This is a genomic window from Rhizobium sp. BK098, from assembly GCF_014193155.1.
In the GTDB taxonomy this organism is placed as follows: domain Bacteria; phylum Pseudomonadota; class Alphaproteobacteria; order Rhizobiales; family Rhizobiaceae; genus Rhizobium.
Map to the genome: position 1 here is coordinate 524781 of NZ_JACHYY010000002.1, position 14118 is coordinate 538898.

At 59.5% G+C, this 14118-nt stretch carries 16 protein-coding genes; 4 read left to right on the forward strand and 12 right to left on the reverse strand.

Translation table 11 applies throughout. The features are described from left to right. Positions 1-88: 88 nt before the first annotated feature. Positions 89-256: a hypothetical protein gene (locus tag FHT73_RS07405; RefSeq protein WP_015339217.1), complete on the reverse strand. Its 168-nt coding sequence runs from the start codon at positions 254-256 to the stop codon at positions 89-91. 524 nt (positions 257-780) lie between these two features. Here FHT73_RS07405 and FHT73_RS07410 point away from each other — a divergent pair. Together FHT73_RS07410 and FHT73_RS07415 are read left to right on the forward strand one after the other, a co-directional pair. After that, positions 781-987 (forward strand): hypothetical protein, encoded by a 207-nt coding sequence (locus FHT73_RS07410; RefSeq protein ID WP_015339216.1) that lies wholly within the window; start codon positions 781-783, stop codon positions 985-987. Between the two features lie 441 nt (positions 988-1428). Then, a complete protein-coding gene (locus FHT73_RS07415; protein ID WP_348648121.1) occupies positions 1429-2436 on the forward strand; it encodes a DUF2336 domain-containing protein in 1008 nt (335 codons plus the stop codon). A 7-nt stretch (positions 2437-2443) separates the two neighbouring features. Here FHT73_RS07415 and FHT73_RS07420 read toward each other — a convergent pair whose 3' ends face one another. The 3 genes from FHT73_RS07420 to FHT73_RS07430 form a co-directional block, all read right to left on the reverse strand. Beyond that, positions 2444-2803: a DUF1491 family protein gene (locus FHT73_RS07420; protein WP_112607516.1), complete on the reverse strand. Its 360-nt coding sequence runs from the start codon at positions 2801-2803 to the stop codon at positions 2444-2446. Positions 2804-2897: 94 nt separating this feature from the next. Beyond that, a complete protein-coding gene (locus FHT73_RS07425) occupies positions 2898-3914 on the reverse strand; it encodes a peptidoglycan-binding protein (RefSeq protein WP_112607518.1) in 1017 nt (338 codons plus the stop codon). Next, on the reverse strand, positions 3886-5439 hold the full coding sequence (locus FHT73_RS07430) for an ATP-binding protein (protein ID WP_112607520.1): 1554 nt from the start codon (positions 5437-5439) through the stop codon (positions 3886-3888). Before FHT73_RS07430 ends, FHT73_RS07425 begins: the two co-directional genes overlap by 29 nt. 452 nt (positions 5440-5891) lie before the next feature. On the opposite strand from FHT73_RS07430, the gene FHT73_RS07435 reads away from it, so the two are divergent. Then, positions 5892-6356, forward strand: coding sequence for a DUF5330 domain-containing protein (locus tag FHT73_RS07435; RefSeq protein WP_112607522.1), 465 nt, complete (start codon positions 5892-5894; stop codon positions 6354-6356). 130 nt (positions 6357-6486) lie between these two features. Then, positions 6487-6909, forward strand: a complete 423-nt coding sequence (locus FHT73_RS07440; protein ID WP_112607524.1) for a SufE family protein — start codon at positions 6487-6489, stop codon at positions 6907-6909. 72 nt (positions 6910-6981) lie between these two features. On the opposite strand, the gene FHT73_RS07445 is transcribed toward FHT73_RS07440, so the two are convergent. The 8 genes from FHT73_RS07445 to FHT73_RS07480 form a co-directional block, all read right to left on the reverse strand. Then, complete coding sequence (locus FHT73_RS07445) at positions 6982-7413, reverse strand: MucR family transcriptional regulator (RefSeq protein WP_015339209.1); 432 nt, start codon at positions 7411-7413, stop codon at positions 6982-6984. Between the two features lie 533 nt (positions 7414-7946). Next, a complete protein-coding gene (gene mnhG, locus FHT73_RS07450; RefSeq protein ID WP_183711121.1) occupies positions 7947-8315 on the reverse strand; it encodes a monovalent cation/H(+) antiporter subunit G in 369 nt (122 codons plus the stop codon). Then, complete coding sequence (locus tag FHT73_RS07455; RefSeq protein ID WP_112607528.1) at positions 8312-8686, reverse strand: cation:proton antiporter; 375 nt, start codon at positions 8684-8686, stop codon at positions 8312-8314. The genes mnhG and FHT73_RS07455 overlap by 4 nt, the downstream gene beginning before the upstream one ends. Then, entirely contained in the window at positions 8683-9156 is a 474-nt protein-coding gene (locus FHT73_RS07460; protein ID WP_183710656.1) for a Na+/H+ antiporter subunit E, read from the reverse strand. The genes FHT73_RS07455 and FHT73_RS07460 overlap by 4 nt, the downstream gene beginning before the upstream one ends. Beyond that, positions 9153-10712, reverse strand: coding sequence for a Na+/H+ antiporter subunit D (locus tag FHT73_RS07465; RefSeq protein WP_183710658.1), 1560 nt, complete (start codon positions 10710-10712; stop codon positions 9153-9155). The genes FHT73_RS07460 and FHT73_RS07465 overlap by 4 nt, the downstream gene beginning before the upstream one ends. A gap of 4 nt (positions 10713-10716) precedes the next feature. Continuing rightward, a complete protein-coding gene (locus FHT73_RS07470) occupies positions 10717-11094 on the reverse strand; it encodes a Na+/H+ antiporter subunit C (RefSeq protein WP_183710660.1) in 378 nt (125 codons plus the stop codon). Next, positions 11094-11513 carry a Na+/H+ antiporter subunit B gene (locus FHT73_RS07475; protein WP_112335621.1) on the reverse strand — a complete coding sequence of 140 codons (420 nt, stop codon included), beginning with the start codon at positions 11511-11513 and terminating at the stop codon, positions 11094-11096. The genes FHT73_RS07470 and FHT73_RS07475 overlap by 1 nt, the downstream gene beginning before the upstream one ends. Next, the gene (locus tag FHT73_RS07480; RefSeq protein ID WP_183710661.1) at positions 11510-13906 is read right to left on the reverse strand and encodes a putative monovalent cation/H+ antiporter subunit A; all 2397 of its coding nucleotides are present in this window, start codon (positions 13904-13906) and stop codon (positions 11510-11512) included. Before FHT73_RS07480 ends, FHT73_RS07475 begins: the two co-directional genes overlap by 4 nt. Positions 13907-14118 lie beyond the last annotated feature (212 nt).

Genomic DNA, 14118 nt, shown 5'->3' on the forward strand with positions numbered 1-14118 from the left:
AGCTGCCGGTATGAGCGCGGAACAGCTGATTGCGGCCGCAGCTGGCAAGTGCGCGCGAATTCGCTGCGCACTTGCTCGTTTGACGTGATTATTTCCCTTTTGCCCGCTTCGGTCCTGCGCCGGGCCGATGCGTTGGCGTATCAAGATGTTCGTAACGCACGCCGGTGAACAAGAGTATTCTCGCCTCCACCGGTTCCTTCTGGGCGCGCGGCGGCAGACGCAAACGCCAATCCGAAAGAGATATGATCTTTGCCATTCTCGTCTCCATTAACGTCTCGAGACGGATGAACCTGCGACTGGATTTCACCCTGCCCGCTGCTGAAGCGGGCTAGCGCTTCCCTCCATCCAGCCTCTCTGCTAGGGGCTTCGATGGAAGCATCTACGCCTTCTCACGGCATTTCCCTTACACCGTGGCATGAGTACCGATTTTTGGCTCCCATGCTGTCTTTACACTCGATCACATTCTGCCAATGGCTGCTGTCAATCGGAATTCATACATATCGCAGTTAACAGAATGCTAATTCTCGTCGCGTGGCATTTCCGATATCGTTCGTCATACCCTATTAACGCTCCGGCGACAGTTTTGGTTTCATCACCAGTGGAAAAATTCCGACTGCCGGCTTTCCTATAAAATCTAATAATATTATATACTTAACTGCGACGATGAGCTTCCACGCAAACAGAGCGGGAGGCATCGCGTTGCAGAAAAGCGTCACACAAATATTATTTGCGCTCACGAAAAATTAACGTAATGTAAGAATTGAAATTCGAGGGCAATCAATGTTTGCGACGGGCAGTTCCGTCTTTTCACCGGAGGATGTCACGGTCCTGCGTAATGCGTTGGACGGGTGGTGCCTGGAAAAGCGGATCGATATTAAAAGTACGGAAGCCCAGTTCGCGGCCACGGCGGCAATCGGCCTTTTTCAATCCGGCTACAACACCTCGGAAAAGCTGCTCGCGGCCTTGCGCGAGCACAAGGGCATCTAAAGAATCCCATCAGCATCAAGAGGCCGGATCTCCGCTTTTGCAGCGAGTGACGTCGCTTTTGACTATCTCCGCAACGGAAGCACTCATAGGTTGAATTTCGCTATGGGAACCTATGCCGAGAAAGGTTTTCCACAGGCCCGCTTGCGCCCAAACTGCCGTCCATGCGGACAAAATGCCGCTGCACTCCTCGCGCAAGCTTAACGCGCAATTTTTATTCGGATTTTAATAAAGTTTTCACGAAGCATTAACCCTGCCGGCCTTAGTCTTTCGCGAAAGCCAGATAAGGACGACCGTGTCCATACCCGTTTCGATAGTCATCGCCGAGAACGCCCTCTTTATCGAAAGAGTCGTCCGGTTCGACTGGAATGAATCGAAGCGGAAGCCATGGTCGATCTTGGGGCTCCCTGCTTTTTTGTTCGGCGTATCAGTATGGGTGTTGGCGTGCGTGATCGGTTTCGAGACCTTGAAGAGCCTGCGACTGTCCGCAAGAAGGACGTGGTTCTGATGGCGACGATCACCAGCTTCGAGGGCATGGGCCATCCGTCCAAATCGGAGCTTCGACAGTTCGCGGAGCTTTTCACCCCCGTTTTCCAGGCATCCTCCGACGAAGCGAAGCGACAGGCAGTTGCCGCCCTTTCCCAATGCGAAACGGTGCCGCAGGCCGTTGCCCTGTTCATCGGCTGTCAGCCGATCGCGATCGCCGCTCCCTTCCTGACAAGCTCGCAAGCGATCGATGACGAAACGCTTATCACCATTGCCCGCACGCAAGGGGCCGCCCACGCGCGCGCGATCGTCCGCCGCTCGTCCCTGTCCCCGAAAGTCATAGACGCGCTCGTCGGTCTGCATCAGGCAGAGCCGGAACGCGGTATGACAGTGGCGGAGCAGCCGGTTGATATGGTCTCATCGCAGGCCCAGACGTCAGAAACCGAACGGCAATCGCGTGAGGAAATCCTGCGGCAGCAGATCAAACAGGCTGCGCGCCATCTGACCCGCGACGACAGCGACAGACTCGGTCTGCGCAGTCTCAGCGAGACGCAGGAGGCACTCCTCGTCCGCTTTGCGCGCGAGCGCGATGCGGTGCAGTTCGCAACGACGCTCGCCGATGCCCTCTCCTCCAGTTACTGGCTCGCCGAACGCATCCTGCTCGACACTTCGGGGCAACAACTCGCCGTCACGCTCGTCAGCCTCGGCATGGGCATTGCCGATGCCGTCTATTCGCTCGAGCGCTTCTATCCGCACCTCGCCGAACGGCACGGCAGCGTCAGCCGGGCATGGCTGGTGCTCGATGATATCGATGCGGAGGAAAGTCAGGCGCGCGTCGAGGCCTGGCGCCGCGCCGACAGCTACACCTACCTGCCACAGGAAAAACCTTCCCATCGTCCTGCAACACCGCTGTTCGGGCCGAATTCGGCGTCCACGCGCGCGTTACGCGTGGCGAACCGTCGATAAGGACGGCTCAATCCAACGGATTGGCGCGGAAACCGGCCAAGGGGACGATATCGCCGATATCGTCCGTCTCAAGCTCGACGATCCACAAATCGGGATCGAACTTCAGCTCGCGATCAAGGGTTTCGCGGATTTCTTGCGGCTCCCTGCGGTCGACGCGGATTTCGAAAAGCCGCGTGCCGCTCTCCCCCTCATCGAAGAGGCTCTGCGGTGCCGGCGCGTAGAGGGTCTCTAATCCGTCGCGGAAACGCTGGCGGATGAAGATCGCGCCTGCCTGCTCCTCGCCCTTGCGCTCCACAGCAGCAAAATCGCCCCTGGCGAACAGGCGGCGGACAAGAGCGGAAACAAAGATGTCGCTGCGCAATCTCATAGGGGAGCTATAACGACGGCGGGCCGCCAAGGCAATCGAAGCCGTCCCCTACCCGATTGTGCCAACTCGAGGGATAAGCGTTCGGACGACACGCTCAAAGCGCGCCGATATCCTGCAGCTTCTTGAGGACCGCCATGCTCGGCTCCCCGGTCTCCGGCAAGCGATAGTGCTTCTGGAAACGCCGGATAGCTGCCTTCGTCTGCTCTCCGGCAACACCGTCGATGCTGACGTTGCTGTAGGCGATGTTGCTCAAGCCCTTCTGGATCTGCATGACCATGTTGACCGCATCGCTGGGCGTCGCCTTGGCCGCGACGGCGCCGGTCTTAATGTTCTTCTCGGCATTCTGGATGGCGGCGGCAACCGGGTCGATCGCATCCGCCGTAGCGGAAATATTGACGGGGCGTGCGGCGGGAACAACAGCTGTCGTATTCATTTTGTAGCTTGCAGCCTGGGCGTTTGCGGCATTGCTGGCCTTAAGGGCGGCGAGAAGTTCCGGCGTCGGCGTGCCGGTCTGTGAGAGGCCCGACGCCTCCTGGAAGAAAAGGATAGCCGATGTCGTGCGCGATCCCGGCTTTCCATCGACGGCGCCGTCATAAAGGCCGTGTCGGATAAGTTCGCCCTGGATATCGGCAATGAGTTTCGACGGCGCGCTGGACGATTGTGCTGCGACCTGGCCGGTTGACGACGGCGGGGCGAGATCAGACGCCGAATCCTGCCGCTCGATCCGGAAGGTGGTGACATTGCCTGCGTCGGCCTGCTGTGCATGCAAAAAGGATTTGCGGCCGGGGATCTGATAGGGAGACGCCGGATCACGGGTTCGCAATATGGGCGATGGATGCGCGCCCGTCTGATACCAGAGCGCGTTGGCGGTGACGAAACCGAAAACCCCGAAGAAGAGCGCGACGCCGCCAGCAATGGCGGGATGACGGCCGACAGCACTGCCGATCAGAGCGGCGAGCGCACCCGCACCGCGAAGGCCAAGGCCGCCCAGCGCGGTGCTGCCGCGCAGGCTCAGGCTGCCAAGGGCAACCGCACCACGGGAAGCCAGGCCGGGCTGCTTGCGCCTGCCCTTCCCCCTTCCCTTAGGCGATTTTCGCTTTTGCGGGGCCATTCATCAGTTCCTTATTTCGCCCTTCATCTATCTCCACAATATGTTTCAGGCGCGGCGGAAAATCGACAGGGCGATTGACATCCACAGGCTGCTGCATCGTCACGGCACCAGAGCCGTCGAACGGAATGAGGATGGTAATGACTGTGCCCTCGCCCGGCGCGCTGGCGATCGAGAAGTTTCCGCCGTGCAGGCCGACCAGGCCCTTGACCAGCGACAGACCGAGGCCGGTGCCGGCGTAACGACGGGTGTAATCGTTCTGGATCTGCACGAAGGGCTGACCGAGCGAGGCAAGGCGCTCGCTGGCAATGCCGATGCCCGTGTCTCCGATCGACAATTTCAGCATGCCATCGGCCATCGCCGCGTCAATGGTGATCGCGCCGCCGGCATCGGTAAACTTGATGGCGTTGCCGACCAGGTTGATGAGGATCTGCTGGATCGCCCGCTGGTCAGCGACGATCTCGCCGAGACCGCGCTGGATACGGCTTGTCAGCGTCAACCCCTTCTCCTTCGCCTGCAGTCCCAGCATTGCTTCGCACGTCGCAATGGTGTCTTCGATCGCGAAGGATTCGAGCAGCAGTTCGTAGCGGCCGGCCTCGATCTTGCTCATGTCGAGCATGGTATTGACGACAGACAGAAGATGGGCGCCCGACTGGCGGATCAAGCCGACATATTCGCGCTGGCGGTCATTTTCCAATTTGCCGAAATATTCGCCGCTCAGAATATCGGAGAAGCCCAGGATAGCGTTGAGCGGCGTGCGCAGCTCGTGGCTGACGGCAGCGAGGAAGCGTGACTTGGCGTCGTTGGCGGATTCCGCTTCGGCCGCCTTGCGCGCCGCATCATCGCGAAGCTGCTGGTCCTGCGATATATCGCGCAATTGCCCGATGATCGCCGTCAGATGCCCTTCGGCATCGCGGCGTGCACTCAATTCCATCCGCGCATGAACGAACTGCTGATCGCCACCCACGACCGCGGAGCGCTCCAGCCGCAAATCGGCGCCATGGGCATCCCTGCCCTGGCGCAGCACATCGATTGCCTGCAGGAAGACGATTCTGTCCGAGACATGAATCTGCTCGACGAAACCACGCCCGGTGGGATCGCGCATCCAGCTCAGGAATTCTGCGCGGTCACGACCACCCACCGTCGTCACATTGCCTTGGGAATCGAAGAGCAGGACGAGACCGAAGGCCGACTCCAGCATCAGGTCGCGGTGCTCGACGACAACGGCCTCGGCCGGACGAGATTCGGGCCGCTGGCGCGACAGCGCGATGCTGCCGACGGCCGAGAAGAGGAAGGCCGCGCAGACTGTGGCCACACCGGCAGGCAGCGCCACGGCCGGACTGGTAATAAAGGAAAGGCCGGCCGGAACAGCAAACAGCGCGACGGAAGAGGCGAGCGCAAGTCGGCGCAGGATCGCCAGTTCCTGCCCACGGACTTCGCCATTCCCGCTCGTCCGGGAGAGCCAGCTTCGGCCTACCCGGTCCACGAGAGCTTCAGCCCCGACAGAAATGTCACTCAATACGCGCACGCTACAACCCGTCAAAACGGTCACTTATCGGACTGCACAATAGGCTCCGGCGGCTTAAGGAAAGAATAAAGAAGGAACGGGCCGGGCGGCCGAAAAGCCTTCAAAATCCCGTTTTGGCGCAGAACGAGCGACCTTTGCTTTTTGTGGTTAACAGCAGGTAAGCAACGGATTTTATTCATATTTCCGCTGCGCGTTAACTTTTGTGACGAGGCCGGCCGCCGCAAAGCCCTGCATATCAACGGCATCCGGCGAGACATGCTTAACATCAATTGCTACAATTTGAACCAAAGTGTTCTTCAAAGTCGGAAAGCTAAAATTTGAATCAAAATTGCAGAAAATGCTGCCGAGTTTTGAAAAGCGCTGTTGTCCTCTGCCGGGTAGGTTCGAACCAGATCGGGCGGGCAAGTCCGAATCGGCGATCGAGCCGATCGACAGAGAGGATGGGCTAGGCGATGTGGTTTCTGATTAGAGCAGGGTTCTGGTTTTCGCTGGTTCTCATGTTCCTGCCGATCTTTGCAAAGCCCGAGGGTGCTCCCCGGCCGGCAGGTGAAACGACGCTACAGGTTTCCGATGCGATTTCAGCCGCCTCCGGTGTCGTGCAATATGTCGGCGCCATGTGCAATGAGAAGCCGGATGTATGTGCTAAGGGCGGCGAAACACTGACGGCGCTCGGCTATCAGGTTGGCGACGGCGCCCGCGTCGCCTACGATATGCTCGGCCGCCACTTCAAGGATCAGCAGTCTGCCGCCGAAGCCAATGTCGCGACGCCTCACGCTAACACCGATCAGGTTGCCGCCATGGCGCAGCCGATGCCGGCCAAGCGCATCACTGGTACAGAAACGGCTGACGTCGTCGTTACCGGCACGGTCAAGCTGCCGTCCTCTATTCCGCTGCCGATGCCGCGCCCACATATCTGACATTTCTTCCATTGGCCCCAACTTCAGCGCCGCGGACCTTTTAGGGGCAGCGGCGTTCTTTCTTGTCCCGGGTTCAAATCACGCATGGTTTCGCCTATATCCAAGGCAACGGACAATTTGGACTGCTGCAATGATACCGCTTGAGAAGATCATCGAAGACTTTTCCTTCCTGGACGAATGGGAGGATCGCTACCGCTTTGTGATCGAGCTCGGCAAGGCGCTGCCCGACCTGCCGGAGGAAAAGCGGACGCTGGAAAACAAGGTGCAGGGCTGTGCGAGCCAGGTCTGGCTCGTCACGCATGCATCTGGCGATCCAGACAATCCGATATTGACCTTTGAAGGCGATTCAGACGCACATATCGTGCGTGGGCTGGTGGCGATCGTGCTTGCAACCTATTCCGGAAAGCCGGCTTCGGAAATCGCCGTTCTCGACGCACTCGACGTCTTCGGCAAGATCGGCCTGGTGGAGCATCTCTCCTCGCAGCGCGCCAATGGATTGCGCTCGATGATCAAGCGTATTCGCGAAGAGGCTCGGGTCAGGACCGCGGCGTAGGTTGGATTTCCAGCAATCATTGCAGATAACCCGGCCCGAAAGCCGGATTATCTTCAGTCTGTCATGAAGCCCTTAGCGGGCGCCGCGCTTGCGGCGCTGGCCGAGGCCCATTTCCTTTGCAAGGCGTGAACGGGCTTCCGCATAAGCCGGTGCTACCATCGGGTAATCGGCAGCGAGATCCCACTTTTCACGATATTCTTCCGGCGAGAGGCCGTGATGAGTCATGAGATGGCGCTTCAGAGACTTGAAGCTGCCACCACATTCGAGGCAGGTAATCTGGTCATCCTGTACGGATTTACGAACGGATACGGCCGGCTTCTGCTTTTCGACCACGGTTACGGCAGGTGCCGGAGCCGAGGTGCTGCTCAAGGCGGAATGTACGTCGGAAATCAAATTCGGAAGGTCGCTGACCGGTACGACATGGTTACTGACATAGGCCGCAACAATGTCGGCAGTCAGTTCAACCAGTAACTCCTGCCCGTTGCCGAGGGCCGCATCTGTCATTGTGTTCTCCTGTTCATCGGCTTGCCTGCTGCGTCCACGCCTACGAAGAGCACGCAGGACGCAACGTTGCTAAATAATTTTGCGCCCGGCTAAAGAAATCTGTTGATTTCGCTATCTCCCAGCGCCGAGCAATCCGCGCGAACGCACTGCCCGTATTCGTAGCAGTCGACAGCAAGAAAACGGTGGATAAAGCCAAATTTCCCGCAGCATGAAATCCACCCCTAGACCTCATGCGAGAGAAAACCGCCCCTTGCCGCCTGATATCAAAATTAGTGACCCGCGATAACGATCTTTAATCGCTTACCGGAAGAAAGTTTTGCTCAGCGTTTCATCAAAGAAAGATAAAAGCATCGAGAGCTTAAACCCGGTCGAGACTAACTTAACATCAGAACTCTACTTGAATCTGAATTAGCACTCTTTACCCAAATGTCCAGTTTTTAATCCCTACATTTCTTTGCAAAAAATTCATCTATTAAAAAGCAGGTAACTAATAACGCGAAAAGTTATTCCTAATAGAACAATTTCCGCGTTTGTTAGCCCTTTTTTCTATATCCTCGTACTGCGAGTTGCTCTCTTGCGAGGAGTTCATCCCGTACCGAAGGCGGCGTTAGCCGATGGCCTGCCTTGTGTGCCGCACGCGCGAGAAGATGCGCCGCAATGGGCGCCGTCAAGATGAAAAAAACAAACCCGGCCAATGCCCGCGCCAGAATCGCCATGTCCTGCGAGTGGATGCCGACGGCAAGTAACAACAGGCCGGAGCCGACGGTGCCCGCCTTCGACGCGGCATGCATGCGACTGTAGAGATCGGGTAGACGCACGATGCCAATCGCCGCGATAAGCGAGAACAACGCACCCGAAAGTAGAAGCGCCGTTACTATGACGGCCCAAAGCATATCCACTATCGGCCTCCCTTCTTTCGCTTGCGCCTTCGTATCTTTCCGCGCTCAGCAATGACGTCGGCATTCTGCCCAGCGCCGACCCGTTCGGCCGCATTCGATTGTGCCTGCGTCAGGATAAACCGCGCGAAGGCGACGGTGGCGAGAAAGCCGACAAGACCGAGCGAAATGGCGATATCGATATACAGCGTGAACCCGGTCTTGATGGCAATGACAGCGATGAAGCCGATGGCGATCGCGACCAGCATGTCGAGTGCCAGGACCCTGTCCGGCAATGTCGGGCCGGCAACGACACGATAGACGGTCAGCAGGAACGCCACGCTCAGAATGCCGAGCGCCACCATGGCACCGGCCGAAACAACGGATGCGGCGATCATCGGAAAGCCTCCATGATCCGGCGTTCGAAACCATCTGCGATACTGCGCCGGATGGCCTCCGGATCGGAGCAATCGAGCGCGTGCACGTAGAGTATCTTACGGTCGTCGGAAACATCGACGGATAGGGTGCCGGGCGTCAGCGTGATAAGATTGGCAAGAAGAGTGATTTCGAAATCACGGTCGACCGTCAGCGGAAATGCAAAGATCCCGGGCTTCACGTCGATCTTCGGGCTCATGACCGCCGCGGCGACCGCCCAGGCCGATTTGGCAAGCTCACCCAGAAACAGCAGCAACAGCGAAATTATCTTGCGCACCCGGCCCAGATAGAGTCCGCCTCCATAGGACGCCCGGACGATCGATAGGGCAACTGCCGCAAGGACGAAGCCGAACAGGAGGTTGAGGAAAGAGGCGCTGCCAGTGATGGCCACCCAAACAATGGCAAGCAGCAGGTTGAAGATAAACAGGATCATTGAGCGCCTCCCGCCGCCGGAAAGACGGATTGCAGATAGGCCGTCGGCTGCTCGAGGCCGAGAGCGGCCGCATGCGTCAAGCGCAGGAGCCATTCCGGAAACAAGCCGAAGCCCACGACAAGCAGGGTCAGACCAAGAAGCGGCAGCGTGGCATGCCATTTCATCCGCTCCGCCGTGGCGCTGGCTGCGGCGGAACGCCAATAGGCAAGCAGAAACACCCGCCCGAAAACGATGGTCGTCAGGAATCCAACAAGAAGGATTGCCGCAGCGAGCCACCAGGCCCCCGCCGCAAACGCCGCCTTGACGAGTACGACCTTAGGCCAGAAGCCCGAAAATGGCGGCAGGCCGCTAATGGCGAAGAACAGGACCAGCGAGAGGCCGGCAAACCAGCCGTTTTGGCGATAGATGCCGCCAAGGACTGTCAATGAAAAGCCTCCGCCGAGATGCGCCGCCTGCCCGGCAATCAGGTAAAGCGCCGTCATCAACACCATCGAATGCAAGGCGTAGAAGATCGTTCCGCTGAGACCGTCGACACTGCCGAGAGCCACGCCCGCCAGCATCGTGCCGATGCCGGATATGACGATGTAGCCCAGCATTCGGCGGATATCATTTGCACCCAGCGCACCCATCACCCCGACAAGCATGGTCACGATGGCGATGATCGTAACAAGCGGGCCGAGCCCTGCCCGCTCGACAGGCAACAGCATGACCAGAATCCGGATCAGCGCATAGATGCCCACCTTGGTCAGCAAGCCGGCAAACAAAGCCGAAACGGTGATGCGCGGGGTGTGGTAGGAAGCCGGAAGCCAGAAATTGACCGGGAAGGCGGCGGCCTTCATACCGAAAGCCAGCAGGAACAGGCCGGCGAGCGTCATCAGCGGCGCGTTACTGTCACCCGCCCGCACCTTCACCGCGATATCGGCCATGTTGAGCGTGCCGAAAACAGCGTAGAGATAACCCACAGAAACGAGGAAGAGCGTGGTCGCGATGAGGTTCAATACGGCATATTTCAGTGCGCCGTCGATCTGCTCCGGCTCCGAGCCGAGGATCAGCAGGCCGAAGGAAGAGATCAGGAGGACCTCGAACCATACGTAGAGATTGAAGACGTCGCCTGTCAGAAAAGCGCCGCTGACGCCGGCCAGCAGCAGCATCAGGAATGGAAAGAAGCCATATCGCCGGCTGCTCCCGGTGATTTCGCCAAGCGAATAGAAACTTGCCGCGAGCGCGACGACCGCCGCCGTCAAGGCCATGAGCGCGCCGAAAATATCGACGGTGAAGGCAATGCCGAAGGGCGGCAGCCATCGCCCCATGACCATGGTCACGGCGCCGTCGCTGACGACCCTATAAAGCAAGGCGGCATCGATCAGAACCAGCAGCACAAGGCCGGGAATGGCGACCGCCGCCTGCCATTCGGTGCGATTGCGCAGCATCAGAAGAAGCGCGCCGAGCCCGATGCACAAGACGATCGGCGAAATGACGAGCCAATGTCCCATCGGTATCGGCGCGGCAACCAGCGCTTGGGAGAGATCAACTGCGGTATCCGTGGGTCCGGCCATGGCGTCAGTACCCCAAGGGCGGCAGCGGCCGCTCCTCCGGTTCGGCGAGCCGCATTTCGTCCGTGTCGTCGGTTTTCAAGGCCTGATAGGCCCGATAGGTCAGGACAAGCAGAAAAGCCAGGAACGAGAAGGAGATGACAATCGCGGTCAGAATCAAGGCCTGCGGCAGCGGATTGGCGGCTGCAAGATCGAGCGTGGCCACGCCTTTCTGAATGATCGGCGGCACTTCGGGCGTGACCCGGCCGGCCGTGAACAGCAGAAGGTTGACGGCATTACCGAGGATCGCGATGCCGAGCATGATGCGGATCGAGTACCGCGACAGCATGAGATAGATGGCAGCGGTGAAGAAGATGCCGACGACGACGGCGAAGACGGCCTCCATCAATCCACCTCCCGCTCTTCGAGCGCGAGCGCGATCGAGGTGATGGCACCGACGACGACCAGATAGACACCTGTGTCGAAGAGCATGACGGTGGAAAGCGGCACTTCGACACCGAAGAGATGCGGATAGATCCACAGCCCCGTCATGAACGGCACGCCAGCCAACAAGGACAGGATGCCTGCGATGGTGGCCGCAAGCAGCCCAAAGCCGGCAATCGACAGCGGATGGAAGACAATCGCGCGCCGGACCGCGGTCACACCACAGGCGATGCCATAGATCGCGAGCGCCGAAGCCGCGATCAGGCCGCCGATAAAGCCGCCACCGGGCTCGTTATGGCCGCGCAGCAGCACGAAGACGGAGAAGAGCAACATCAGGGCCGTCAAAAACGGCGCGGCGGTGCGGAAGATCAGCGTATTCATGAGCGCTTGGCCTCCATCCCTTCCTCGAAACCGAGCTTCTCCTCAAGATCAGGGTCATTCGTCGCCAGTTTGCGTTCGCCGCCCGCCCGGATACGGATCAGCGCCAGGATCGCAAGACCGGTTATGGCGACGACGGCGATTTCGCCGAGCGTATCCGTGCCGCGGAAGTCGACGATGATGACGTTGACCACGTTGTCGCCATGCGCGATCAGCTTCGAATATTGATTGAAGAAGGCGGTCAGCGTCAGGTCGAACGGCGCCTGGGTCACCTTCAGCAGCAGGAGTGCAAAGCCGCTGCCGCAGGCAGTGGCAAGCACGGCATGGGCGATCCTGGCGAGCGGTGGCCGGCGATCGGAAGGCGAAAGCCGCAGGCGCGTCATGACAAGCGCCAGGATCACCACCGCAAGCGTCTCGACCATGAACTGCGTGAAGGAAAGATCCGGCGCGCCGAACAGCAGGAAGATGACGGCGACGGCAAAGCCCTGGATGCCGAGCGAAACGATCGCCGTCAGCCGGTCGCGCGCAAAGACCACCGCCGCAACGCCGATGACCGCGATCAGGAAGATCGTCGCCTCATGCCATTGCAGGTTCGGCCAGGCTGGCATGGCGGGCAGTTCGCCGTGGATCATAGGAGGAATCAGCAGCATTGCCGCCAGGCAGAGGAAGGTGATGGTGACGTAGATTTCCAGCCGGCCGGGCTGCAGGAGACGGGAGACGCCATGCGACAGCCGCACCAGGCCGGAAATGAAGCCGTCGAAGCCGCGATCCGGTCCAGGCCCGAGGGCGCGCAGCACGACGGACATCAGGAAGCGGGCGCGATCGAGCTGCCAGTAGACGATGACGCCGATCAGGACGGTGACCAGCGAAAGCGCCAAAGGCAAGCCGATATGCGGGATCAAGGAGATCGAAATCTCCAATCGCTTGCCGCCGACCGCGCTCGCCATTGGCGAAGAGACATACGCGTGCCAAGGGGCCGAAAACAAAGCCGACAGTAGGCCGAGAAGAGCGAGCACCACCGGCCCCAACCAGAGCAACGGTGGCGCCTCATGCGGCTGGTGAGGCGTTTCGGTGCGCGGCCCTATGAACGGCTTCAACGCCACGGCAAAGGCGATGGCAAACATCAGCGCATTGCCGGCCACGGCGATGACCGTCAGGATGATCGCAGCCGGCGATGACTGCGCGAGCGCGGCATAGATTTCTTCCTTAGCAAGGAAGCCGAAAGCCGGCGGCAGACCACCCATCGACACCGCCGCAGCAAGCGCGGTTGCAAAGGTCAGCGGCATGGCCGAACGCAGGCCGCCAAGCCGGGTGATATCGCGCGTCCCGGTTTCATGATCGACGATGCCGGCGACCATGAACAGGGCGCCCTTGAACAGCGAATGCGCGACGAGATAGAGGACGGCGGCCTCGACGGCATAATCCGTGCCGAAACCGGTGAGCATCACGAGCAGGCCGAGCGAGGAGACTGTCGTATAGGCAAGCTTCAGCTTCAGATCGGTCTGGCGAATGGCAAGTAGAGTTCCGACGAGCAGTGTCGCTGCGCCGAAGGCCGGCAGGATCGTTTGCCAGGCCATTGTCCCGCCCATGACCGGATTGAGCCGCATGAGAAGGTAGACGCCTGCCTTTACCATGGTTGCGGAGTGCAGATAGGCCGAGACCGGGGTCGGCGCTTCCATGGCATTCGGCAGCCAGAAGTGAAACGGGAACTGCGCCGATTTGGTAAAGGCGCCGCCGAGCATAAGAATGAGGGCTGCAAGATAGAACGGGCTTGCGCGCATGATATCGCCGGCCTTCAGAAGATCAGACATTGCGCCGATACCGGTCGCCTGCCAGATCAACAGCAGGCCAGCCAGCAGCAGAAGCCCGCCGCCGCCAGTGACGACGAGCGCCTGCAGCGCCGCCCGCCGTGACGCTTCCCGATGATGATCGAAGCCGATCAGCAGGAAGGAGGTGATCGAGGTCAACTCCCAGAAGACGAAGAGCGTCAGGAAACTGTCCGAAACCACGAGCCCGAGCATCGAGCCCATGAAAAGAAAGATGAACGAGAAGAATCGGCCGAGATCGACATGCCCCTTCAGATAGCCGCCGGCATAGAGGACGATCAGCGTCCCGATGCCGGTGATGAGCAGAGCGAAAGTGAGCGACAGGCCGTCAATCAGCCAGGAAAACCTAAGATCAAGGCTCGGCACCCAATCGAAACCGCCAAGCTGGACGCGACCGGCGGCGACAGTGGGAAGGAGGCTCGCAAAATGAAGGAAGGCGAAGCCGGGAAGCAGCGCCAGGAGCCACGCCGCATCGTGGCCCAAACGCCGAACGACAACCGGCGCGATCAGCGCACCGAGAAAGGGCAGGCATAGAGCCAGGAATGTCAGGCCCGCGGCGGCGGCGGCCATGTTCCCCCCAAACTGAACGTTTATGCAGAATCCGGCAAAGCCGTAGCGGTCTTGAAGGGATAGGCGAAAGGGCACATGGCCTCAAGCCCTGCCGAGGGAAAACCGGACTTAAACCACTGAAATCGATTTTTGCTGCCAGCGGCCTTAGCGGTTGCCGGACATAACGGATCGTCCGGAAGCCCACGATGCCGGTTTGGACGTCGCATCATTGC